Origin of the sequence: Kribbella sancticallisti (assembly GCF_039530625.1) — a bacterium.
Classification (GTDB): Bacteria; Actinomycetota; Actinomycetes; order Propionibacteriales; family Kribbellaceae; genus Kribbella; species Kribbella sancticallisti.
In genome coordinates this window covers 1-22,972 of sequence record NZ_BAAAOS010000008.1, presented here as the reverse complement: position 1 = coordinate 22,972, position 22,972 = coordinate 1, and the positions used below count along the sequence as shown (strand labels likewise).

At 67.7% G+C, this 22,972-nt stretch carries 15 protein-coding genes; 10 read left to right on the top strand and 5 right to left on the bottom strand.

Features of this window, described 5'->3' with window-relative positions; all coding sequences use genetic code 11:
• Nucleotide 1 precedes the first annotated feature (1 nt).
• Nucleotides 2-3,196, bottom strand: coding sequence for a family 78 glycoside hydrolase catalytic domain (locus ABD255_RS05800; RefSeq protein ID WP_344210578.1), 3,195 nt, complete (start codon nucleotides 3,194-3,196; stop codon nucleotides 2-4).
• Nucleotides 3,197-3,456: 260 nt separating this feature from the next.
• Here ABD255_RS05800 and ABD255_RS05795 point away from each other — a divergent pair, with 260 nt between their 5' ends.
• From ABD255_RS05795 to ABD255_RS05780, 4 genes are read left to right on the top strand one after another with little or no spacing between them, the layout of a single operon-like run.
• Nucleotides 3,457-4,791 carry an ABC transporter substrate-binding protein gene (locus ABD255_RS05795; protein WP_344210576.1) on the top strand — a complete coding sequence of 445 codons (1,335 nt, stop codon included), beginning with the start codon at nucleotides 3,457-3,459 and terminating at the stop codon, nucleotides 4,789-4,791.
• 57 nt (nucleotides 4,792-4,848) lie between these two features.
• Nucleotides 4,849-5,802 carry a carbohydrate ABC transporter permease gene (locus ABD255_RS05790; RefSeq protein WP_344210574.1) on the top strand — a complete coding sequence of 318 codons (954 nt, stop codon included), beginning with the start codon at nucleotides 4,849-4,851 and terminating at the stop codon, nucleotides 5,800-5,802.
• The gene (locus ABD255_RS05785; protein ID WP_344210572.1) at nucleotides 5,802-6,629 is read left to right on the top strand and encodes a carbohydrate ABC transporter permease; all 828 of its coding nucleotides are present in this window, start codon (nucleotides 5,802-5,804) and stop codon (nucleotides 6,627-6,629) included. The genes ABD255_RS05790 and ABD255_RS05785 overlap by 1 nt, the downstream gene beginning before the upstream one ends.
• Nucleotides 6,630-6,661: 32 nt before the next feature.
• Complete coding sequence (locus tag ABD255_RS05780; protein WP_344210570.1) at nucleotides 6,662-9,196, top strand: family 78 glycoside hydrolase catalytic domain; 2,535 nt, start codon at nucleotides 6,662-6,664, stop codon at nucleotides 9,194-9,196.
• Here ABD255_RS05780 and ABD255_RS05775 read toward each other — a convergent pair.
• The gene (locus ABD255_RS05775; protein ID WP_344210568.1) at nucleotides 9,182-12,181 is read right to left on the bottom strand and encodes an MGH1-like glycoside hydrolase domain-containing protein; all 3,000 of its coding nucleotides are present in this window, start codon (nucleotides 12,179-12,181) and stop codon (nucleotides 9,182-9,184) included. The two genes, ABD255_RS05780 and ABD255_RS05775, sit on opposite strands and share 15 nt — an antisense overlap.
• Before the next feature lie 397 nt (nucleotides 12,182-12,578).
• On the opposite strand from ABD255_RS05775, the gene ABD255_RS05770 reads away from it, so the two are divergent.
• From ABD255_RS05770 to ABD255_RS05750, 5 genes are all read left to right on the top strand, one after another.
• Entirely contained in the window at nucleotides 12,579-14,996 is a 2,418-nt protein-coding gene (locus ABD255_RS05770; RefSeq protein WP_344210566.1) for a DnaJ-like protein C-terminal domain-containing protein, read from the top strand.
• 32 nt (nucleotides 14,997-15,028) lie between these two features.
• Nucleotides 15,029-15,721, top strand: a complete 693-nt coding sequence (locus ABD255_RS05765; protein WP_344210564.1) for a glycoside hydrolase family 78 protein — start codon at nucleotides 15,029-15,031, stop codon at nucleotides 15,719-15,721.
• Between the two features lie 215 nt (nucleotides 15,722-15,936).
• The gene (locus ABD255_RS05760; RefSeq protein WP_344210562.1) at nucleotides 15,937-17,259 is read left to right on the top strand and encodes an ABC transporter substrate-binding protein; all 1,323 of its coding nucleotides are present in this window, start codon (nucleotides 15,937-15,939) and stop codon (nucleotides 17,257-17,259) included.
• 62 nt (nucleotides 17,260-17,321) lie between these two features.
• A complete protein-coding gene (locus tag ABD255_RS05755; protein WP_344210560.1) occupies nucleotides 17,322-18,260 on the top strand; it encodes a carbohydrate ABC transporter permease in 939 nt (312 codons plus the stop codon).
• Nucleotides 18,257-19,084: a carbohydrate ABC transporter permease gene (locus ABD255_RS05750; protein WP_344210558.1), complete on the top strand. Its 828-nt coding sequence runs from the start codon at nucleotides 18,257-18,259 to the stop codon at nucleotides 19,082-19,084. The genes ABD255_RS05755 and ABD255_RS05750 overlap by 4 nt, the downstream gene beginning before the upstream one ends.
• 15 nt (nucleotides 19,085-19,099) lie before the next feature.
• On the opposite strand, the gene ABD255_RS05745 is transcribed toward ABD255_RS05750, so the two are convergent.
• From ABD255_RS05745 to ABD255_RS05735, 3 genes are read right to left on the bottom strand one after another with little or no spacing between them, the layout of a single operon-like run.
• A complete protein-coding gene (locus tag ABD255_RS05745; protein WP_344210556.1) occupies nucleotides 19,100-20,305 on the bottom strand; it encodes a cytochrome P450 in 1,206 nt (401 codons plus the stop codon).
• 2 nt (nucleotides 20,306-20,307) lie between these two features.
• Nucleotides 20,308-21,540 (bottom strand): NAD(P)/FAD-dependent oxidoreductase, encoded by a 1,233-nt coding sequence (locus tag ABD255_RS05740; protein WP_344210554.1) that lies wholly within the window; start codon nucleotides 21,538-21,540, stop codon nucleotides 20,308-20,310.
• Nucleotides 21,537-21,728 carry a ferredoxin gene (locus ABD255_RS05735; protein ID WP_344210552.1) on the bottom strand — a complete coding sequence of 64 codons (192 nt, stop codon included), beginning with the start codon at nucleotides 21,726-21,728 and terminating at the stop codon, nucleotides 21,537-21,539. Before ABD255_RS05735 ends, ABD255_RS05740 begins: the two co-directional genes overlap by 4 nt.
• A 142-nt stretch (nucleotides 21,729-21,870) precedes the next feature.
• Here ABD255_RS05735 and ABD255_RS05730 point away from each other — a divergent pair, with 142 nt between their 5' ends.
• On the top strand, nucleotides 21,871-22,755 hold the full coding sequence (locus tag ABD255_RS05730) for a helix-turn-helix domain-containing protein (protein WP_344210759.1): 885 nt from the start codon (nucleotides 21,871-21,873) through the stop codon (nucleotides 22,753-22,755).
• The last annotated feature ends 217 nt before the right edge of the window (nucleotides 22,756-22,972 follow it).

Sequence of the window (22,972 nt, the reverse complement as noted above, 5' to 3'; positions counted from 1 at the left end):
TTCACCAGGTTCGGCGGACGGTGCTGTAGCCGACGTCACCGAGGTGGAACCCCAACGGCACGTCGTTGTCCGCGGATCCCGAGGAGTCTGCGGAGTTCGCCCGGATGCGAATGCTGACCTCGACCGACTCGATGGCCGTTCGCGTGGCCAGAGCCGAGACATCGACAGTCACCCGATTCCAGCCGGCGGGCCAGATCGTACCGGTCCCCTCGGTCGTACTGCCGTCGGCGCCGCGAACGACGAGAAACGACTCCAGTGGTCGTTGCGGATTCTCCAGACACAGGTCGAGCATCGCGTAGACGAACGTCGCGTCGGACAGGTCGGTGCCTGCAGCAACGACGGGAAGGCGTACCGACAGCGCCGCGGCTTCTCCGGCCACGGTGAGTTCGCTACTACGCACCAGCGCCACCGGCGCGTCGGGCTGCTCGTGAGGCACGGGCATGCAGCGCAGGCCGTCCGGTAGCACCACGACGGGTTCGCTGCCTGTGGCTTCGATGGTGTTGTCGGCCAGCGCCCGCCGGAGCCAACCGCGCTCGCCGACCACATCCGGAGAAGGCGACGGCCGAGATGGCGGCCGCCAGGGTTTTTCGGCCGAGTAAGCCGTTCGGCGCGTCGTCGTACGGACCAGTGCGGTAGCGATCGTGCGTTCGTGCCATCCCGGGCCGAGGATGTCGTCCCGTCCAGCGAGTCGAAGGACCGCCTCCGAGCCCACCGGAACCGTGAGCTCGACGACTGTCTGCGGTCCACTGACCCGGTACCGCAGCTCGAGCGTCCCCCGCACCGTCCGCGACCTGAGAGACAGAGAGTCGACGCCGTCGACGAACTGCGGCGCGACCTCGAACCGTGACCAGCCGGCGGCGATCGGCTGTACGCCGGCGAGCCACTGCCAGGCCCAGCCCGCGAACGGTCCACCGAGGCCGATGTGATCGAGCGACCCGGTGCCCGTGTTCTGCGGGTCGATCCACCAACACTCCCAGAACGTGCCGGGGCCATGGTCGAGCATCGCCCCGATCCCCGGCTCAGCCGGCTGGTGAAGGGTGTCGAAGATCGTCTGTGAGTGGCCGGTGCGCGCGAGGGCCCGGATCGTCGTCCGCGTCGTGGCGAAGCCGGAGGTCAGGCGATCGTTGCGAGCGCGGACGTCTTCGGCGATCCGGCCGGCCGCACGCTCCGCCTCGGCGCCGGTGAGAGCGCGAGATTCCACGGCGATGGCGTTGGCCGCCTGGGTGCCGTTGCCGAACACGTCGCGTTCGTCGTCGTAGAACGCCGTACGCGACGCTGTCCGCAGTACGTCGGCCTGGGCACGTCGTACCGCGGCGGCATCCACACTGCCGGTGGCTTCTTCGAGCGTCGCGAGTGATTCCAGGCTGTCGATGGTCGCGGTCGTGTGGTGCAGCGGCGGCGGAGTCTGCTCGAGGGCGAGCCAGTCCGATCCGTAGCTGATCGGAGCGTTGCCGACGACGCCGTCCGCGGTCCGGAGCATGAGTTGGTAGTCCGCCCAGCGCCGCAGAGCCGGGAGTGTCTCCCGCACGACCCGTTCGTCACCGTAGTGCAGCCAATGGCCGAGGAGCACCCGCTGCAGCGCGGCACCCCAGACGGGGTCGGGGCTGATTCGGACCGCACGGATGTCGGGCGAGATGGCCGGGATACTGCCGTCCCCTTGCTGGCTCGTGCGCAGATCGGCGAGCCACTTCGAGAAGAAGGTCTGCAGGTCGAAGGCCGAGAACTCGAACTCGGTCACCGACGCGGTGTCCCCCGTCCACCCTGCCTGCTCGCGGGTCGGGCAGTCCTCCGGGATACCGTGCACGTTGTTCAGCAACGTACGGCGTGCCGCTCGGACGAGGGCGTTGACCTGCGGGTCGTCGGTCTCGAGTTCGCTCACACTCGCCAGATCGGAGTGCAGGCTCCAGGCCTCCACCGTCACGTCGGCGTCGGCAGCAAGCCCGAAGATCTCGAAGTACCGGAATCCGTGGTACGCGAACCAAGGTTCGAGAACCTCGCGCACGGTCCCCTCGATGACGTACTCGACGGCCTGGCGTACCCGTCCGTGGTCGAACGGCATCGTGAGATTGGTGGTGTCGAGCCTGCCGGCCGCATCGAGGTGTTCGCCGTGGACGACTCGCACCACGGTGCCGGCGGGGACCGGATCCGTCACTGTGAGCCTGGTGCGGCCCGCGATGTTCGTTCCGACGTCGTAGACCCGGCTGACGGCGGACCGGCTGAGCTCCGTCACCTCGTGGACAGCGACGCGGTGCAGCGGCGGTGAAGGGTCTGGTGCGATCGAGGACGGCGGCGTCGCGATGGAGGCCGGGTCCACCTCAGGCTCGAGTACACGCAACGCATCAGACGCACCGAAGACCGCAGCGTCACCGATCCGTTCGTGGCGCTCGAGATAGAAAGGCTCCTCCCGGGTGACCTGCGCGTCGGCAGCGTCCATCTCCGCGCCGGTACCCGCACGCATGATCGTGCCGTCGTCGGCGTGTGCGACGAGTTCTGCCAGCAGGCGCGGGTCCTCGCCGGAACGTTCCCAGTGCCCCAGACCGAGTGCGAACTCGATGGTGTTCTCGCCGACGGCGAGAAGGTCGGTCACGTCATAGCTGCGGTACAGCGCCCGGCTCAGGTCGGTGCGCGACGGATCGGAGGCATCGGCGTTGACGGCGACGCCGTTCACGGATGCCCTCACCAGGCCCTGAGCGGTGAGGTGAAGTCGGGCCCGTTCCGTCGGCTGCTCGAGAAGCACCTTCCGCCGCAGAACGGTGAGTGCGGGGTGAGCGACCCACTCGGCGGACCAGTCGTCGTACTGCCAAGGTCCGGTTTCGCAGCTCGCCGGATCGGCCCACTGCGACCACGCGCCGGCTTCGTCGCGCACTCGAACGGTCCAGGAATACAGGCAGTCCGCCGCGAGATCGATGCCGAGTTCAACGAAAGGGTCACCGGCTTCGACCTCGCCACTGTCGAAGACGAGCAAGGTGTCACCACCGCGAGGGTCCGACGTCCCCGCACTCACCCGCAGCCTGAAAGCGGTTTGCCGCTGTCCGTTGCGTTCGAGCGGCACGACCCACGAGAGCCGGGGCCGACGTTCGGAAGCGAGCGCGACGAAACGATCGGCCGGTCTGATCATGGACTCGCCGGGAGTTGCCTGCGCGGCGGCAGTGGAACGCCCGTCCACGCGCAGCGTCATCGGTGTCGGACTCGTCACGGTAGGACCCTTCGCTGTTGATCAGCCGCAGCCTGGACCAGAACTGTCGCAGCCAGGTCACCGGCCGGTCTCGCGTCGTCCAGCGACTCGCGGCACTCACTCTTGACACCGTGACCCAACCCACACATCATAGCCTGAAAGCTTTCATCTGAAAGGTTTCAACGCCCGATAGACGCGCTCAGACGCAGTCGGAGCACTCGCTCGTCGAGGACTGGGTTCGGCCTTCGTTCGGCATTCACAGCAAGGAAGGAAGGCTGACAATGACGTCACGTACAGCGCGCCGCCGGGTGCTCGTTGCCGTCGCGGCAGCGATGGTTCCCGTGCTCGCGGCCTGCGGCGGGAACGCCGCCACCAGTTCCGGAGACGCCGGCAAGGTCGACGGAAGTTCCATCGTCTTCACCACCATCACCGCGCTCGAACCGCAGTTCAAGAAGTACGCCGAGGCGTATACGAAGCAGTTCCCCGACCGCTCGGTCGAGGTCCGCAGTACGACGGACAAGGCCGACGAGTACGCGCAGCAACTGGCGACCGCGCGTCTGAGCGGTGAACTGCCGGACGTCTTCTTCAACGTGGACTTCCTGGCCGACACGCTGGCGACCAACAACGTCACCCTGGACCTGGCTCCGGGGCTGAAGGAAGGCAAGCTCGCCGGCCTCACCGCCGATTCGTTCCTTCCGCAGTTCGTCGGTCAGTACCGGCCGCTCGCGAAGCCGGAGCAGATCACCGGCCTGCCGGTGAGTGCCGACTCGGTCGGGCTGTTCTACAACAAGTCCCTGTTCGACCAGCTCGGGGTCAAGGAGTACCCGAAGGCGGACTGGACCTGGGAGGACATGCTGCGGGTCGGCAAGGAACTCCAGGCCAAGGGCGGCGGCAAAATCACCGGCCTGGCCGCTCCGCTCGGTGACGGCAGCGCGCAGATCGTCTACGGCCCGGTCATCAAGGCGTTCGGTGGCTCGGTCTACGACGCGAAGACCGGCAAGTCCGGCATCGGTCAGCCGGAGGCGATCAAGGCGTGGAAGCTGATGCTCAGCGCCTACGGCACCGCCTCCGGCGCGTACACCACGACGACGGACGACCCGAAGCTCAGCTTCGGCTCGGGCAAGGTCGCCATGGCCATCGCCTCACGTGGCTCGGTTCCGCAGGTCAAGACGACGCTCGTCAACGCGAAGTGGGACGTGCAGGTTCTCCCGACGATCGACGGCAAGTCGACCGCGGGCGGCGGGTCGTACGGGCTGTCGATCTCCCAGACCAGCAAGAACCAGGATGCCGCGTGGGCGTTCCTGAGCTGGTTCTACGACACCAAGACCGGCATGAAGGTTGCCCAGGACGTCGGTGGCGTCATTCCACCGACCGACGACGGCATCGACAACGGCACCTGGAAGGACGGCACCCCGCCGGACAACATCGCCGTCTTCGGCGAGTCGGCGCGGACCGCGGTTCTGCTCACCGCCATGCCGGGGTCGACCTCGACCGTCATGTCGGACGCCACGAAGAAGGCGACCCAGGAGGTTTTGCTGAAGAACCGCTCGGTCGAGGAAGCCTTCGCGGAGGCGGAGAAGACCGTCAACGCCGCCATCGAGAAGCAAGCCAAGTAACTGACGGATGACCCGGGCCCCGCCCCACCCGGGTCTACCTAGCATCGGAGATGCGTAGTGCCGACCTCAACCCTGGACCCCCCATCGCCTCGGCAGGACGAGGAGAAACGCCCCCCGGACCGAAGTCACGGCTACCGGCGCGGCAGACGCGTCGACGCGCTCACGGCCGCCGCGTTCCTGACGCCAGGGATGCTGGCCTTCGCGCTCTTCGTGATCCTCCCGGCCGTGGGCGGCCTGGTGCTGACCTTCTTCCAGTGGGACCTGTTCAGCACACCACAATGGGTCGGGCTCGAGAACATCATCCGGTTGTTCAGTGACGCCGAGATGTGGCAGGCGCTCGGGGTCACCGCCCTGTTCGTCCTGATGGGCGTCCTGCCGACAATCCTGATCGGCTTCGTCCTGGCCGTCCTGGTCAACACGAAGCTGCCGGGGATCGCGGCCATCCGCGTCTTCTACTTCGCGCCGATGATCGCCTCGGCCGCGGTCTCCTCCCTGATCTGGGTCAACCTGTACAGCACGAACGGGCTGGTCAACCAGGCGCTGTCCTGGATCGGCGTCAACGGGCCGAACTGGCTTTCCGACCTGACCTGGGCCCGCCCTGCCCTGGTCATCATGATGATCTGGGGCGGTCTGCCCCTCGTGATCATCCTGTACCTCGCCGGGCTCCAGCGGGTGTCGGACGACATCTATGCCGCGGCCTCCCTCGACGGCGCGAGCAAGTGGCGCCAGGTCTGGTCGATGACCTGGCCGAACGTCTGGGGCACGACCATCCTGATCGCCGTACTCCAGGCCGTCAGCTTCGTCAGCGGTTCGTTCGAGGTCGCGCTGATCATGACCGACGGTGGTCCGCTCGGCTCCACCCAGTCGATCGCGCTCTACTCGTACAAGGTGGCCTTCGGTCAGCGCGACATCGGCTACGCGAGCGCCCTGTCGCTGTTCCAACTCGTCCTGATGATCGCCCTCGTGGTTCTCGTGCGCGGGATCGTGCGGTTCCGGAAGGAGCGCAGCTGATGCGTACGCCGCTGTCCCACAACGTCCTTCGCTACCTGGCGATCGTGCTGGCCGGCCTGGTGATGGCCACCCCGCTGCTGTTCATGGTCTCCGGCTCGCTGAAGTCCGCCGCGGAGATCAGCACCTTCCCGCCGCCACTGTTGCCCGAGACACCGATCTGGCAGAACTTCGTCGACGCCTGGAACTACCTGACCCCGCGGGTCATCCTCAACACCTTCATCTTCAGCCTGGGCATCGTCGGTCTGCAGCTCCTGCTCTCGCTTCCCGCCGCCTTCGCGCTCGCGAAGATCCCCTTCAAGTGGGCGGCGGCGGTGGTCGCGGCGCTCGTCGTACCGCTGTTCATCCCAGGCAACCTCACGCTGATCCCCCTGTTCGTCGTCACGTACCAGCTGGGGTGGCTCAACACCTATGCCGGCCTCATCATCCCGATGGCGGCCCAGTGCGCGTTCGCGATCCTGCTCTTCCGGGAGTTCTTCGCCGGCCTGCCGGCCGGTCTGATCGAGGCGGCCCGCATCGACGGAGCGAGTTGGGGGCGGGTGCTGACCTCCATCGGTCTTCCGCTGGCCAAGCCCGCGCTCGCCACCTTCTGCTCGATCAGCTTCCTGACGGCGTGGAACATGTACATCTGGCCGCAGGTCATCGCCCCGAATCCGGCCAACCGGGTGATCAACGTCGCGCTTGCGCCACTGGCCGGCGGTGAGAACTCGACGATCTCCCCGTCCGTCGGTCTCGCCGGCGCGGTGATCGCCATGCTGCCGGTGCTGATCGTCTTCATCGTGTTCCAGAAGTGGTACCTCAAGGGCATCGTCGGAACGGGTCTCGAGTGAGCCCTGGGCCTGGAGAAGTGGCTGGGACCGCTGTGACCACGCGACTGCGTGCGGAGTACCAGGATCAAGCGTTCGGCATTGGCTCGGCCACCCCACGCCTGTCGTGGTGCCTGGAGTCCGCGCCGGACGGGTGGCGCTCGGATCGCTACGAGGTCCGGATCGAGAGAGCCGATGCGAGCGTGGAGTCCGTGGTCGTCGAGTCCGGCGAACAACTCTTCGTGCCTTGGCCGTTCGCCCCGCTGAGCTCTCGTGAGCGGGTCCGAGTGAGTGTTCGGGTGGGAAGCGGTGACGCCTGGACCGACGTCAGCGAGCCGCTCACCATCGAGGCCGGTTTGCTCGACCACCGGGAGTGGCAGCAGGACCTCATCAGCCCGTCGACCATCGGCGGCCTGGCCGACGGCGCTCCCCTGTTGTTCGGCCGAGCCGACCTCACGGCGCCGCCGGTCTCGGCAAGGCTCTACCTCACCGCCCACGGGATCGTGGAGTTCTCCATCAACGGCGAGCGGGTCGGCGACGACGTCTTCGCACCGGGCTGGACGGCGTACGAGAAGCGGCTGCAGTACCGCACGTACGACGTCACAGGCCTGCTGCATAAGGGATCCAACAGCCTCCAGGCGTTGCTGGGCAACGGTTGGTACCGCGGTCAGCTCGTGTGGCCGGGGAACCGGTCGAGCTACGGCGATCGCCTCGCCGTACTCGCCCAGCTCGAGGTCACCTACGCCGATGGAACACGGCAGACCCTCGGAACGGACACCACCTGGGGAGCCGTTCACAGCAGCATCCTGTCCGACGACTTCTACGACGGCCAGCGGCGCGATCTGCGGATCACCGATTCGCCGGAGGGCAAGCCGGTCGACACGGTCGATCTCCTCGACGGCGGGTTCGCCCGCCTCATCGCCCCGTCCGGTCCCCCGGTGCGGGTCACCGAGACGCTGCCCGCCGTACGGCTGCTGACCTCGCCGTCGGGCCGGACTCTCGTCGACTTCGGCCAGAACCTCGTGGGCTGGGTCCGGATCAGGGTCAACGGCGAAGCCGGGACCGAGGTCACCGTGCGGCACGCCGAGGTTCTCGAGTACGGCGAGCTCGGCGTCCGCCCGCTCCGCAGCGCGAAGGCGACCTGTACCTACACGCTGGCCGGCGACGCGGTGGAGATTCTTCAACCCACCTTCACCTTCAACGGATTCCGGTACGCCGAGATCGAGGGCGTCCCGGACCTGGCGCTCGACGACGTCGAGGCACTGGTGCTCGGTACCGATCTCCGCCGTACCGGCTGGTTCGAGTCGTCGGACCATCGCGTCGATCGCCTGCACGAGAACGTGGTGTGGAGCATGCGGGGCAACTTCCTCGCGCTGCCGACGGACTGCCCGCAACGCGACGAGCGGCTCGGGTGGACCGGCGACATCCAGGTCTTCTCCCCCACCGCGACCTTCCTGTTCGACACCGCCGGATTCCTCTCGGAGTGGCTCGGCGATCTGTCCGCCGAGCAGAAGGCGGACGGCGGCGTCCCCTTCGTGATCCCGGACGTCCTGCGGGAACCCGATCCCGCGGCCGCCGCCTGGAGCGACGCGGCCACGATCGTTCCCGACGCGGTGCACCTTGCGTACGGCGACGCCGGCGTCCTCGAGCGGCAGTACCCGTCGATGCGAGCCTGGGTCGAGAAGATGCGCGGCATCGTCGGCGAGGACCTGCTGTGGTCCACCGGACCGCAGTTCGGCGACTGGCTCGACCCGACGGCTCCGCCGGACGACGCGGCGAAGGCCCAGGCCGACCCGGCCGTCGTCGCGACCGCGTACTTCGCCCGTTCGGCCGGGATCCTCGCGCGGTCGGCCACGTTACTGGGGCGGCACGCCGATGCCGAGGACTATGCGCGGCTGGAGCGGGACGTGCGCGCGGCGTTCATCGCGGCGTACGTCAGCGAGGACGGCCTGGTGCGCAGTGACTGCCAGACCGTGTATGCGCTCGCCATCGTGAACGACCTCTTCGCCGACGAGCGCCAGCGCGCCGGTGCGGGCGATCGGCTCGCGGCGCTCGTCCGTGCCGCCGGCTATCAGGTGAGTACTGGTTTCGTCGGAACGCCGGTCATCCTCGACGCGCTGTCGACGGCCGGCCGGCCGGACCTCGCCTACCGGATGTTGCTGGAGGAGTCCTGCCCGTCGTGGCTGTACGCCGTCACGATGGACGCGACGACGGTGTGGGAGCGCTGGGACTCGATGCTGCCGGACGGCTCGATCAATCCGGGCGAGATGACCTCGTTCAACCACTATGCCTACGGCGCGGTCGCCGACTGGCTGCACCGCCGCGTGGCCGGACTCGCGCCGACCTCACCGGGGTATCGCACGATCGAGGTGCGTCCGCTCGTGACGGGCGACCTGACGAGCGCCGCGGCCAGGCACCTGTCGCCGTACGGCGAGATCGCGGTCGGGTGGCGTTGCGAGGGCGACCGGATCGAGCTGTCGCTGACGACGCCGTACGGCGTGAGCGCCGACGTGTGGTTGCCGGGTTCAACCACCTCGGTGGAAGTTGGCCACGGCAACCACACGTTCAGCTCGGTCCTAAAGCTCGTCTGAACCGATCCGCACCGACTTGCCGGACTTGTACCGGCGCTTGACCGCCACGCCCTTGCCGGTCACGGTGACCGTGTCGCGCGTCACCTGCACTTCGAGCTGCCGTCCGCGCCAGTGGAGGTTGCGGACGCCGGCGTTGGACAGGGCCGACGGCAGGTTCGGAGTGATGACGAGGGCCTCCGGCTCGGCTTCGACCCCGACGAAGGCGTAAAGGAAGCTGGCCGGCGCCAGGCCGCTCTCAGGGAACGGGACGTCCGTTCCGACCGAGTGTGCGCCCGGCGCGTCGACTGTGCCCTCGCCGCGGTACAGCGGTGCACCGCCGCAGATGTGGTCGGGTTCGCTCCACCGATCGAGGATGGCCGTCATCCGGGCCCACGCGTCGTCAGCGGATCGGTAGCGGGCGCGCGCCATCACGTCGAATCCCGAGGTGTAGAGGATGGCTCCGCCGTCCTGCACCTCTTCTCCCCAGGGCGTCGTGAGGTGGGTCAGGAAGAACCAGTAGCTGTTGCGACGCGTCGTCGACCTCGGAGCGAAGACCCACTTCGAGTAGATGTCGGCGGGTCCCTCGAAGTACTCGCCGAGTGCCATCACGTACCTGTTCGACGCATCGGTCGCGGGCTTCCCGTCCGAGTACGCCCTCGCGCCGGGCACGCTCTTTGCCGTCGACCACCAAGCGAGCGTGCCGGTGACCCCGGAGACTTCGAGGTAGTACACGCCGGGTGGCTGCTTCGGCAGATCGAGGTGCGCCACCCGGCCGTCGAACCAGTCGCTGAACTTCCGTTCCGCGATCTTGACCGGCGCCTCCCCCGGCAGGCCCCGGTAGAACGTCATGGTGAACGCGGCTCCGCGCTCGGCGTAGGTGGCGAACCGCGCCGCAACGCTGACGAACCCGGCATCCGCCGTGAAGCTCTGCCCCAGCGTGTGGCCGGCGGTGATTTTCGGAGCCAGGCCGCCCTCTTCGATCTGGACGACCGCTTCCTGCAGTTCGGTCCGGCCGTGGTCCAGCCACTCGAAGATCCGCGCGGCCTGGTCCTGGGTGGGGAGGCCGAACGACGCCGCCTCGAGATTGACGTAGGTCGAGCCGTAGTCGTGAGCGACGCCGTCGGCGTCGATGGACTGCACGTACCGGCCGGCCGTCCCGTTCCAGAACAAGGTGTTGTAGCGCTGACGCGTCAGCTTGCGCACGGTCCGCAGCTCGTCGGCCCTGGCCGCGCCTCCGACGTGCTCCTCTAGCTGGGCCATCGCCTCGAGCGCGCCGTAGAAGTAGGCGTTGAGGAAGGCGTCCTGATACCCGAACGACGTGACGTCCCAGTAGTTGGAGGGCAGATAGCCGTCCCGGCCGCTGTGATCGGGCGAGTCGATCGTGACGATCCCACTTTTGCCGCCGAGTGATTCGAGGTAGAAGGTCATCGCCCGCCGCACCCGCGGCAGCATCGTGGCCAGGAAGTCGGCGTCACCCGTCCACGAGTAGTACCGCCAGGCGCCGAGAATGTACATCGCGTTGGAGCTGAAGTGCCGGGCGTCGAACAGCTTCGGATCGGGAAAAGGCCACTCGGCCCGATCCGACCATGACCAGACGTAACCGTCGGGTTCCAGCTGCGTGTTCAACAGGGAGTCGGCCTGCGCCGCACGGCCCGCCGTCCCGGTCCAGTCCAGGATGCGCCCGTTCCAGTCGGCCCAGTCCATCGCGTGCCCGCTGAACCGGAAGCTGAACGCACGCTCCCAGTAGAAGGAGGACACCTGAGATGCCCTGCGCTGATCGGAGGCCGTGAACACCGGGAAGATCGTTGGCAGCGCGTCCGAATGCGGCTGGACCTCCACCGCGAGCGATCGCGCGATGGTCTGCGCCGCGTCCGCGGTGCCGGAGTTGAGCGACATCACCATCGACTGGGCGGTCATCGTGCCGTCGAGGACCGGTTCGTTGCCGGTGAACCGCAGATCGTACGGACCGTTGCCTCCGGCCGTCACCGCCTTCGATCCGGACACCGGGTTCGTCCAGGCGTCCCGACGCTTCAGCTGCTCCGACGGCATGTAGATGCCTTGGTCACCGTAGAAGCGGTTGAACAGCACGCCGTCCGCCGCGGCGACGGAGTATCCGTCGCGGCGCCACGAGGTGGTCAGTGTCAGGCCGGGATCGGCCCGTGGGTCGGTCTTCCACTGAATGTCGTAGGCCATCGCCAGGTTCCGGCCGGACAGGTCCAGCTTCCACGACGCGACGCCGTCGACGTTGAAGCCCGCCACGTCGATCGTCATGGTGCGATCCGCCTGCACCTGCCGGTCCTGGTACGCCGAGCCGCCCACGTCGACCGTGGCCGCGCCGAGCCGGCTCCACCAGCCGGGGGTTCCAGCGGTGTGGGAGATCTCCAGGTAGTAAGACCCGGCTGGCTGATCCGGGACGTCGAGGTAGGCCCATCCGTTGTCCTGCAGCGGGTTCACCTCGCGCGTGGCGATCTCGGCGAGACCGGTCGCCGGGGTCCCCGCAAAGAGCGTCATCCGCAGCGCCGCGTTGTTGCTGCTCCAGGTGGGGAACTGGCCGCCGACGCGCGAGAACCGATACATCGACGCGGTGAACGACTGGCCGATCGTGTGGCCGGCGTTGAGCGGGACGGGTGAGTTGGTTTGCGCCTGCTTGAGGCTCTTTGTCGACGGCAACTGAATGCCCGCCAGGCCCAGCGAGGTGCCGGTCGCCGTCCAGGTGACGTCCTTGTTGAATCCGGCGTCGAAGAAGTCGGTCGCGCCGAGGAACACCGAGCCGAACGACGTGGGCTGGTATTGGCCGGCACCCGTCGGATCGCAGGCGAACCGGGTGAGCTTTCCGTACGCGCCGGACAGGCTGATGAACCCGTTCTCGAGCTGGTAGGTCTCGGCCGTTGTCGCCATGGCCTGGAGGGGTCGTGCCATCCCGCTCGCGGCCAGGAGCAGGCCACTGCCCGCGCCCTGGAGGAAGAGGCGCCGACTCGGGCGGAAGCGTTTGTTGCCCATGGCCATGGGAGTCTCCAGTCGTTCGTTCGCGGAGTGATCGGTGGCAGGTCGAAGCCCAATGACCGCGCCGGAAGGAGCGTCGGACCGCCAATCATTGAAGGACTTGAAAGCTTTCAGGTAGGCTCACAGACGAGCCTTCCACTGTCAACCGTCTGCGGTCTGACTGTCCGGGTGCGGTCACCTGCTGACCGTATGACCGGCGCTATCGCGAGTAGACGGTGGCCACGCTGACGGGCTCGACCCGAACAGGGCCGCGAAGACCGTAAGGAGCGGTGCGGGTGCTGCCTGCCGATCGGTTGCGGCCAGCAACTTCCGGCTCGGGCACGCCGCCTGGTCCGGCCGGTTCCGGTCACTCTCCGCGGATCCATCGACCCCCGACGTCTAGCGCTGCTAAGAAGACGACATGATCACCCGCAGGTTGTTCGTGTCCGGTTCTGCTGCCGCAGCCGTCACGGGCGTCGCCCCCCGCCCCGCAGCGGCCCAGCCACCACCGCAGACCTCGTCCGACGGACGGGATCGCCCCATCGACAGGAAAGCCGTGGTGGCCCGGCACCGGGTGGTGCGCGACTCGATCAATACGCACAGCCCCCTCCAGGTCGGCAACGGCAGGTTCGCGTTCGGGGTCGACGTCACGGGCCTGCAGACGTTCGTGCCGTTCAACACCATGTCCGAGTGGGGATGGCACAGTTTCCCGCTGCCGCCCGGACAGCAGCCCTCGGACTTCCACGGCGAGGTCTGGGACACCCACGGCCGCGCGGTCGAGTACCCCATCCCGAACCCGGACCAACCTGAACTGTCCCGCTGGCTCTACGCCAACCCGGCACGCATCAACCTCGGCCGCATCGGTCTGGAGCTCACCCTGCCCGGCGGCCGCACCGCCGTCGCCGGCGACCTGACGGGCATCCGCCAGGAACTCGATCTGTGGACCGGCATCATCGACAGCCGCTTCGAGCTCGCCGGCGAACCGGTGCACGTCCGCACCTGCTGCCACCCCGACCAGGACGCTGTCGCCGTGGAGATCGACTCGCCACTGGTCGCCGCCGACCGGCTGGCTGTCTTCCTCGACTTCCCGTACGCCGATCAGCAGGAGTTCGCCGAGCACGTCGGGACCTACGGCGAGCCGGATGCCCATCGAACGACAGCGACGGCGCACGGGAATCGTGCCGACATCACCCATCGGATGGACTCCACCGAGTACCACGTCGAGGTCGCCTGGCAGGGACGCGGCGTCTTCGCGCGCGCGGAAGCGAACGGGGGTGAGCTCGTCATCCGCACCGCCCAGTACGGCACCGAAGGCCACTGGGCCGACGTCGCCGGAAAGCTCTCCGAGCTGGTCGTGGACAACTCGCTCACCGCGCTCGTCGACTACCGCCTCCTCGGCGACCCGGCCCCGGGCCAGGCCAAGCGCCTGGTCCTCGGCTACACCTACGGCGGGCGGGACTTCGAGATCGTTGTCCGCGACAACGAAACCTTCTCGATCGGTGCCGCGGCCAGTCGGCATCGCTACCGTCTCGCCGCGGCCGGCGGGACCGATCGGCTGCACTTCGTCTGCACGTTCGCGCCGGCTCCCGCGGCCCGGACTCCTTCGGCACAGACGTCGCCGGCAGCGTCGTCCAGCGCGACGTTTGCGGCGAGCCGTCGCAGCTGGCGGCAGTACTGGCTGTCCGGCGGCGCGGTCGATCTGTCCGAGAGCAAGGATCCGCGCTGGCGTGAGCTGGAGCGACGGATCGTGCTCTCGCAGTACTTGCTGCGCGCCAACGAAGCGGGCTCACTCCCACCGCAGGAGTCCGGCCTCGTCAACAACAGCTGGCACGGCAAGTTTCACATGGAGATGTACTGGTGGCACGGCGCGCACTGGGCGCTGTGGAACCGCTGGCCAATCCTCGAACGCAGCCTGACTGTCTTCGACCGCTTCCACGACTCGTCGCGGGAACGCGCGCAGGAGCAGGGCTTCCGGGGAGCGCGGTGGCCGAAGTGCACGACAGCCGACGGCAGCGAGGCGCCGCACGTCATCCATGCCCTGCTGATGTGGCAGCAGCCGCACCCGATCTTCCTCGCCGAGCTGGACTACCAGGCACATCCCACCACGGCCACACTACGGAAGTGGCGCGACATCGTTGCCGACACCGCCGACTTTCTCGCCTCCTGGGCGTTCTGGGACGACAGCACGAGCCGCTACGTGCTCGGCCCGCCGATGCACCTCGTGTCGGAGAACACCGATCCCAAGACCACTCAGAACCCCACCTTCGAGCTCTCCTACTGGCGGTTCGGCCTCCGGGTCGCACAACAGTGGCGCGAACGGCTCGGGCTGCCCCGCGATCCGGAGTGGCAGCGCGTCCACGACGGGCTCGCGGCACTGCCGGTCCAGGGCGATTCCTACGTTCTGCACGAGGGCGTCGAGAACATGTGGACGGAGAAGAACTACGAGCACCCGGCGCTGATCGGCGCCTTCGGCTGGCTGCCGGGTGACGGCGTCGACATCCCTACGATGGACCGCACCGCCGACCGGGTCTTCACCGGCTGGAGGTTCTCCCGCACCTGGGGCTGGGACTTCCCGATGCTGGCGATGTGCGCCGCGCGCCTCGGGCGCCCCGACGACGCGGTGGACTTCCTGCTCCACCCGTCCGGTGGCTTCCAGTTCGACGACGCCGGCCTGGCCACCGGCGGGCCGTTCCCTTACTTCCCGAGCAACGGCGCCCTGCTCTACGCCATCGCGTTCATGACCGCAGGCTGGCATGGCGCACCAGACCACCACGCCCCCGGATTCCCGGCGGATCAGCGCTGGGTGGTGCGTTCCGAAGGACTGACACCGGCACTCTGAGCACTGCGGCCGACACAGGATCAAGGGGCGCGATGGCGGACAACAGTGCTTATCAGCTCGTGGTCGCGTCCGGCGAAAGCCTGCTGGCCCGCGACCAGGCCGACATCTGGGACAGCGGCAAGGTCGCTTCAGCACAGTCGGCCGGCGTCCCGTACGACGGTCCGGTGCTGGTCTCGGGGACCAGATACCACTGGAAGGTGAGGTGCTGGACAAGGACGGCCACGCCTCGCCGTGGAGTGATGCCGCCTGGTGGGGAAACCGGAGTGCTAGAGGAGGCCGACTGGTCGGGTGCCCAGTGGATCGGGGCGCCGGCCGGCCGGGTCGAAAGCGATGGGCCTGTCGTGGCCTGGACATTCGACCAGGCGGGCAACACCGAAGGCTGGCAGGCGGAGAACAACGTCGGGCCCCTCCAGGTCGCTGACGGACTCGCCACCACGACGGTGACCGGGCCGGACCCGTTCATCTGCTCCACGAACGTCTTCATCAGCAGCGTTCCGAGGACCGCTCCGCCGGCGACGTGGGGGATCACGAGAATCAGCCGGGGTGTTCAGGATGCCGAGATCACGCATCAGAACGAAGAGCGGGATCAGGCTGGTGCGCATCGCGTCTTCTCCCAGGCAGGGCCAGCTCACGGCTACACAGGGTGTCGATCCCCGGGGTGGCTGACAAGCGCTCGCGGACAAGGTGTCCGCATCTGGTCACGTACTCCGAACCCACCGGCCTAGTTGCCGACGGCAAGCTTGTGGAGACGGGGGCGAGGGCGCCCCCCAACTGACCCGATTCTCCATACTTTGACGAGCTTGTCCCTGCCCTGCCATCTGCGCTGATTTCTAGACTGCCGAGAAACCGCGGCACCTCAGCCCGGTCCTCGAACCGTCCTCTTCCAGGTGGAAATCAGAAGGGGCCGGACGGCTGGCAGCTCGATCACGAGGAAGTGCAGATGAAGTCATCCAACGCTCCGAGGCGCCTGGTCGCCCTGATCGGATCCATGGCAGCCGTGATGTGTTCGGCGGCGTGTTCGGTGGGCTCCCTGGGCACCGGCGACCAGGCCGCCGGCGACACGACGATCACCTATCTGGTGTTCAACGAACCCAGCACCGTCAAAGCCGCGAACGCGCTGATCGCGGCGTTCGAGAAGGACAACCCGCAGATCAAGGTGAAGCTGGACACGATGCCGACCGGTTCGGACGGCGACAACATCGTGAAGACCCGGCTGAGCACCGGCGAGATGAGCGACGTCTTCTCGTACAACTCGGGCTCACTCCTGCAGGCGATCCGGCCGGACGAGTACCTGGTGTCCCTGTCCGACCAGAGCTGGGTCAAGGACCTCGACAAGTCCTACCTGCCCGCGGTCAGCACGGCGAAGGGACTCTACGGGGCTCCGACCGGCGGGAGTACGCCCGGCGGCGTGGTCTACAACAAGGCGGTCTACGCGAAGCTCGGGCTGAAGATCCCGAGGACGTGGGACCAGTTCCGGGCCAACAACCTGCTCATCAAGAAGAGTGGGATCGCGATACCGGTCGAGCAGACGTTCGGCGATGCCTGGACGGCGCAACTGGTGATCCTGGCCGACTTTGCGAACATCGCGGCAGTGGCTCCGCAGTGGGCAGCCGACTACACCGCGAACAAGGCGCGCAACGTGGACCAGCCCGCACTGAGCAGCTGGCAGCATCTCCGGCAGCTCCACGACGACGGCCTGCTGAACAAGGACTTCGCGTCCGCGACGTACGACAAGGGAGTGCAGGCGATTGCCACCGGCAAGGCGGCGCACTACCCGATGCTGGCCGGCGTGATCGACGCCGTACGCCAGAACCACCCGCAGTACCTCAAGGACATCGGCATGTTCGCGATGCCGACCGCAACCGGGACCGAAAGCCACCTGACGCTGTTCCTGCCGTCGGGTCGCTACATCCCCAAGACATCGACCGGCGCGAAGCTCGACGCGGCGAAGAAGTTCGTCGCCTTCACCCAGACGACACAAGGCTGTGACCTGCTCGTCCAGAGCGGCTCGTACGGGCCTTTCATGAACCGGCTGTGCAAGGTACCGGCGGATGCTCCAGCGGCGATCAAGGAGCTGCAGACCTACGTGGCCGCCGGCAACACCGGACCCGCCCTGGAGTCCGTGAGCCCGATCAAGGGTCCGGATCTGCCCCAGCTCGCGGTCGAGGTCGGCTCGGGGATTCGGACGGCGGACAGCGGCGCGAAGCTCTACGACCAGAACGTGAAGCAGCAGGCCCAGCAGCTCGGGCTCCCGGGCTGGTGACTGCCGGCCGTGTCTGACGCGGTCGTCCATCGTGGCTCCGCTGCCCCAGGAGAGGTTCGCCAATGACAGTAGGCACGACGCCAGTGGCGCCGGCCGCTCCGGCCCCGGCCGAGCATCCGCCACCACGCCGGCAACGAGGCAGATCGACGAGATCGCGGTACCCGTTGTGGTTCTTGCTGCCGGGCGGCGGCCTCCTGGTCCTGCTGTTCGTCGTACCGACGGCGACGTCGTTCTACTTCAGCCTGACCCGGTGGACGCTGTTCGACTCGACCTTCATCGGTCTGGAGAACTACGTCACCTTCTTCCAGGATCCACAGCTGTTCGGCAGCTTCGTCCACACCCTCGTCTACGCGGTGATCACCAGCGTCGGCAAGGTGGTGGCGGGGCTGGCGCTGGCCATCCTGCTGAACGGCAGGATCATTGCCCGCGGCTACCTCAGGGCCGTCGTCTTCTTCCCGGTGCTGGTCTCCGCGGTCGGCGTCGGCATCACGTTCAAGGTGTTGTTCGACCCGTTCGACGGGCTGATCAACCGCGCCCTCGGGGTCGTCGGTATCGACGGCCCCGGCTGGCTCACCAATCCGGATCTCGCGCTGGCCTCGGTCGCCATGGTCGACATCTGGAAGGGCGTGGGGGTATCGACGCTGATCTTCATGGCGGGCCTGGTGGCGATTCCCAGGGACTACTACGAGTCGGCGCACATCGACGGAGCAACCGACTGGCAGCTGTTCAGGTTCATCACTTTGCCGCTGGTCGGTCCGGCAACGATGACCGTCGTCATTCTCAACGTCATCTCCGGCCTGCGCTCGTTCGAGCTGATCTGGACGATGACCGGAGGCGGTCCCGGATTCACCAGCGACGTGCTCGCCTCGGTGATCTACAAGAAGTACCAGGCGGGTCTGTACGGCCTGTCGACCGCGGGCAACGTGGTGATGTTCGTCGTCGTGGCGGCGATCACGATTCCGCTGTATCGCTGGTTCCGCCGCCGGGAGGTCGCGCAATGAGATCGCACAGCCACATCGTCCGCGGACTGGTGGCGATCGCCGTTTCCACGATCGTGTTCCTGGTCCCCTTCGCGTTCATCGTGCTGACCGCGTCGAAGACCTCGGCCGAGGCGTCGCAGTTCGAGTTCAGCTGGCCGGGCGACTTCGTCCTGCTGCGGAACATCGCGGAAGTGTTCAAGGTCCGCGACTTCGTCATCGTGCGTGCCTTCATCAACAGCACCACCCTGACGGTGTCGAGCGTCGTGGTGATGGTCGTCCTGGCCGCGATGATGGGGTACGTCGTCCAGCGCCGTACCGGTCTGTTCACGAACGCTGCCAGGATGCTGGTCCTGGCCGCGTTGATCGTCCCGTCCGCGGTGGTGCCGACCATCTGGGTCCTGCAGGCGCTCGGCCTCTACAAGCAGATGCTCGGGATGATCCTGATCGAGGTCACCGGCGGCCTGCCGTTCTGCGTTCTGCTCTGCTCAGCCTTCGTTGCGACGATCCCGCGGGAGCTGGACGAGGCGGCCGCACTGGACGGCGCCGGCCCGCTGCGGGTGTTCTTCAGAGTCATCCTGCCGCTGCTGAAGCCCGTCGTGGTCACCATGGTGGTGGTGCAATCAGTTGCCGTCTTCAACGACTTCACCGGCCCGCTCTACTTCCTGCCCGGTGACGAGAACGCCACCGTGCAGGCCACCTTGTTCAACTTCCAGAGCCAGACCCTCAGCCAGTGGAACCTGCTGTTCGCCGACATCCTGCTGATCACCGTTCCACCGCTGGTGCTCTACGTGTTCTTCAACCGCCAGATCGTCGAGGGCATGGTCAACGGCGCGGTGAAGGGTTAGCGACGTCGGTGGCCGTCACCAGGTGACGGCCACCGCGCCTGCCCGGTAGGTGGGGACCACGTGGGCGAACGGAAGCGGCCGGAGTTGCTCGGCATCGACGAGGGCCAGAGAAGGCACTTGGCTGAACACCGCGCCGATCGCCTCGGAGATCTCCACCCGCGCGAGCTGCTGACCGGCACATCCGTGCGGTCCGAACCCGAAGGCCAGGTGGCCGAAGGCATCCCGCCCGAGATCGAAACGCTCCGGTTCGGGAAAGCGGTCCGCGTCTCGGTTGGCCGACACGGGAGACACCGAGACGGTCTCGCCGGCCTGGAAGCGCACTCCATCGATCTCGAGGTCCTCGATCGCGGTCCGGGGAAAAAGGGCCACGAACATCGTCGAGTAGCGCATGAACTCCTCGATCACCGCCGGGGCTATGGACGGGTTGTCGGTCAACCGCTGCCGCTGATCGGGATGGGTCAGCAGCGCCACCGTGGTGGTGGCGATGGTGTAGGCGACCGAGTCCCGCCCTGACGTCATCAGCACCGCGGCGAGCCCGACGACCTCGTCGTCGGTCAGCCCCGAATCGACCAGGTCGCTGATCACGTCGTCCCCTGGCTCAGTACGGCGGTACCCGACGATCTCGCGCACGAAGTCGACGGTCGCCTGCGCCGAGCTGCCGTGGACGTAGTGCTGGATGTAGTCCTGGACCCGTTCAGCCGGAATGCCGAGGACATGGGCGTGCACGCGGGCCGAGATCGGCTCGGCGACGTACTCGGTGAGATCGGCCGGTTTCGGCTGAGCGAGCAGGATGTCCACCTGCTCGGCCGCGATAGCGCGGATCGTCTCGCGGTGGCCGCGGGCGGCCTTGACCGTGAACCGGCTCCTGATCGTCTTCCGGATCCGGTCGTGCTGCGCACCATCGAGAATCAGCAGATCGCCACTCGCCAACGCGCGCAGATCGTCGGCCGTGACGGACGGCGGTGCCAGGTCGGCCGGGCCGAGCGGGAAGCGCCGCGGTAGCTGGCTGAAGCGCTGATCGGACAGCACGGCGCGCGCGAGAGCGTGGTCGGTGACGAGCTTGCCGACATGACCGTCCGCGTACCTCAGTGGGTGGACCTTGCCCTCCTGTCTGCGCTCGGCGAAGAAAGGTGACGGCTGGAGCGGGGTGCCGTCGGACGGAAGCGTGTGCCCGGTGACCGGGCATCGAAGCTGGTCCGCGGGACTGGACGGGTCAGTCATGATCAACTCGTTTCAAGCAGGTGGGCGGCGGAACCGGCGGCCGATTGCTGGGCGAGCAACGCGGCCTGGTGGGTTCGGAAGGGCTTCGGCAGGTTCCAGGCGACCAGACCGCAGGTACGGTCGCCCGCACGGAACCCGAAGAGCGCTTGGTCGCTGTCGTGATCACCGGCCAGGAGCTCGACGGAGTCGGCGATGTCGAGACGTCCCGACGCCTGGACCCGGGCACCATGGATCTCCGACCAGAAGAACGGGATCGGGTACGGCGACAGGTGTCCCGCCGCGAGCAGCCGGCCGACCGACCGTCCTTGCTCCATCGCCGTCAACTGGTGTCCGCAGGCACGGTGCGTGCCGGTCGCCGGATCGAGCCAGCTCGACGCGTCACCGACGGCGAACACGCGATCGGCGACGCGTCCGTGGCTGTCCGCGAGCAGGTTGCCATCCGTGAGCAGCCCGGAGTCTGCCAACCACGCGACAGCCGGCTCCGCGCCCGCCGCGGCGATGACGACGTCGGAGCCCAACCTGGTCCCGTCGGCGAACAGAACGTCGTACCCGGGGCCGTCGGACGATCGCACCGCGACGACCTCCCCGCCCGTGCGCACCTCGACGCCGTGGGCGGCATGGAGGGCGCGGAGCCGGTCGGAGAAACGAAGCCCGGCGGCGCCCAGGCTCAGGCCGGCACTTCGTCCGACCAGGCTCACCCGCGCACCGCGAGCGGTCGCGGCCGATGCGATCTCGGAGCCCAGGACACCGGTACCGAGCACAGTCACCCGCCTGCCCCGAACCAGCTGACCAGCGACCCTGAGGGCGTCATCGAGAGTGCGTAGCAGGTGGATGGCCGGTGCCGGGCGATCGACTCCAGCACTGTACGACGCCCACGACGGCTGCCGGGCCGACGCACCTGTCGCGATGACCACGGCGTCGTACCCGATCGTGTCGGTCCCGAGGGCCTCGTGGTCGGTCTGGACGGTCCGGGATCGACGGTCGATCCGCGCCGCTCGATGGCCGAGGCGGAAGTCGACCGCCAGAGCTCGCAGTGCCGACGCCTCGACGAGCCGTGCCTGGTCCGGCTCCCAGGTACCGAGCAGGATCTGCTTGGACAGCGCCGGTCGCCGGTAGGGATCCCAGTGCTCGGCTCCGAGCAGGACGACCTCGCCGCCGAAGCCCGCTTCGCGCAAGGACTCCACGGTCGCGAGGCCTGCCGTCGAGGCTCCGACCACCACGATTCGCTCGGTCACTCCCGGACCTGGATCGCTCGGGCCGGACAGAGGGACGCCGCCCGCCGGGCCGAGTCGACGCGGTCCTCGCCGGGATCCTCCTCGATCAGCACCACCAGTCCTTCGTCGTCCTGGTCGAAGAGATCTTCTGCGACCAGGACGCACTGGCCGGCGCCGACGCACGTCGACCGCGTCACCTCGATCGTCATCCGGGGCCCTTCGGTTCGCAGCTGCAGAGATCCGTCATCGGGCGTCCACGCTAGGTGCGCGGAACCATCGGACGACAGCGGAGCCGTGATCAAAATATGGAGTATCCGGTCAGCGGACGGTTACCCTCGGGCCGTGGACGAAATGCTCGCCGAGTCAGCTCCGGACGGCACCGCAGGTCGCCGCGGTGGCCCCGCGCTGATCGGCGCCAACCCCTACGCGTTCCGGGCCGGTGAGCGACTGCGGAACGACCTCGTCGGGAGCATGTGCATCGTCTGGGTGATGTCCGGACGGGGAACGGTCCGCACCGGGCCGCTCACTCTGGAGCTGACCAAAGCGTCCGTCGTGTGCCTGCCCTGGCGGCACGACGTGCGGTGGGAGGCCGATCAGCGTGATCCGTTCCGGGTGGGCACCGTGCACGTGGTTCCCTGGCATGACGCGCGGGTGGAGGTCGAACCGCAGGTGCCGTGGCAGCGTGGTGATCCGCTGCTCGACGCCGACTACCGGCAAGGCGAGCGTGGTGAGGTGATCGAGATTCCGCTGGCCCACGCGGACGCACGGCAACTCGTCACTCTCGGCGGCTACGCGATCGATCGCTTCGATCGCGGCCTCACCTCGGACGTGTCCCTGCGGGCGATGGGCCGGCTACTGCTGGAGGAACTGACCCGCGCGTCCACGGCAGCATCGGACAGCGGTCCGCAGCCGCCCGTCGCCTTCGAGCAGATGCGTGCGTTCGTTGAACAGAACCTGGATCGCCGGTTCACCGTGGCCGAGGTCGCACGAGCCGGCGACTGCAGCGCGTCGACCGCCGAGCGGCTCTTCGTACGGTGGACCGGATCGTCGATCGTTTCGTGGTCGAAGGACCTCCGGATGGAGCGCGCCTCGGTCCTCCTCTCCACCACCGGCCTCCGCGTCGGCGAAGTAGCACGCGCCGTCGGCTACCCCGACGCCCTCTACTTCTCCCGAGTCTTCGCCGCCAACTTCGGCGTCCCCCCAAGCCGCTACACCTCCGTCCGCATCCGCCCCTAACAGTGGATGATCTGAGCTTGGCTCCGCAGTGGCCGTCCTGCTCGCCCCTCACTGACTAGTAGACCGTCGCTTCTAATATTCGGGGTAGGGGTGGCGAAGGCGGGCGCGGGCGTCGCTGGTGGTGAAGTGCCAGGGTTGGGCCGGGTCGGCTCGGGCCGGGTTGGGCCGGGTTGGGCCGGGTTGGGCCGGCATCCTGGGCAACTCCGGTGGGGGCACT

Excerpts from the sequence above, each read along its gene's own strand:
- ABD255_RS05795 (WP_344210576.1), top strand. The coding sequence starts at position 3,457 with ATGACGTCACGTACAGCGCGCCGCCGGGTGCTCGTTGCCGTCGCGGCA.
- ABD255_RS05785 (WP_344210572.1), top strand. The coding sequence starts at position 5,802 with ATGCGTACGCCGCTGTCCCACAACGTCCTTCGCTACCTGGCGATCGTG.
- ABD255_RS05775 (WP_344210568.1), bottom strand. The coding sequence starts at position 12,181 with ATGGCCATGGGCAACAAACGCTTCCGCCCGAGTCGGCGCCTCTTCCTC.
- ABD255_RS05770 (WP_344210566.1), top strand. The coding sequence starts at position 12,579 with ATGATCACCCGCAGGTTGTTCGTGTCCGGTTCTGCTGCCGCAGCCGTC.
- ABD255_RS05765 (WP_344210564.1), top strand. The coding sequence starts at position 15,029 with ATGGCGGACAACAGTGCTTATCAGCTCGTGGTCGCGTCCGGCGAAAGC.
- ABD255_RS05760 (WP_344210562.1), top strand. The coding sequence starts at position 15,937 with ATGAAGTCATCCAACGCTCCGAGGCGCCTGGTCGCCCTGATCGGATCC.
- ABD255_RS05755 (WP_344210560.1), top strand. The coding sequence starts at position 17,322 with ATGACAGTAGGCACGACGCCAGTGGCGCCGGCCGCTCCGGCCCCGGCC.
- ABD255_RS05750 (WP_344210558.1), top strand. The coding sequence starts at position 18,257 with ATGAGATCGCACAGCCACATCGTCCGCGGACTGGTGGCGATCGCCGTT.
- ABD255_RS05745 (WP_344210556.1), bottom strand. The coding sequence starts at position 20,305 with ATGACTGACCCGTCCAGTCCCGCGGACCAGCTTCGATGCCCGGTCACC.
- ABD255_RS05735 (WP_344210552.1), bottom strand. The coding sequence starts at position 21,728 with ATGACGATCGAGGTGACGCGGTCGACGTGCGTCGGCGCCGGCCAGTGC.
- ABD255_RS05730 (WP_344210759.1), top strand. The coding sequence starts at position 21,871 with ATGCTCGCCGAGTCAGCTCCGGACGGCACCGCAGGTCGCCGCGGTGGC.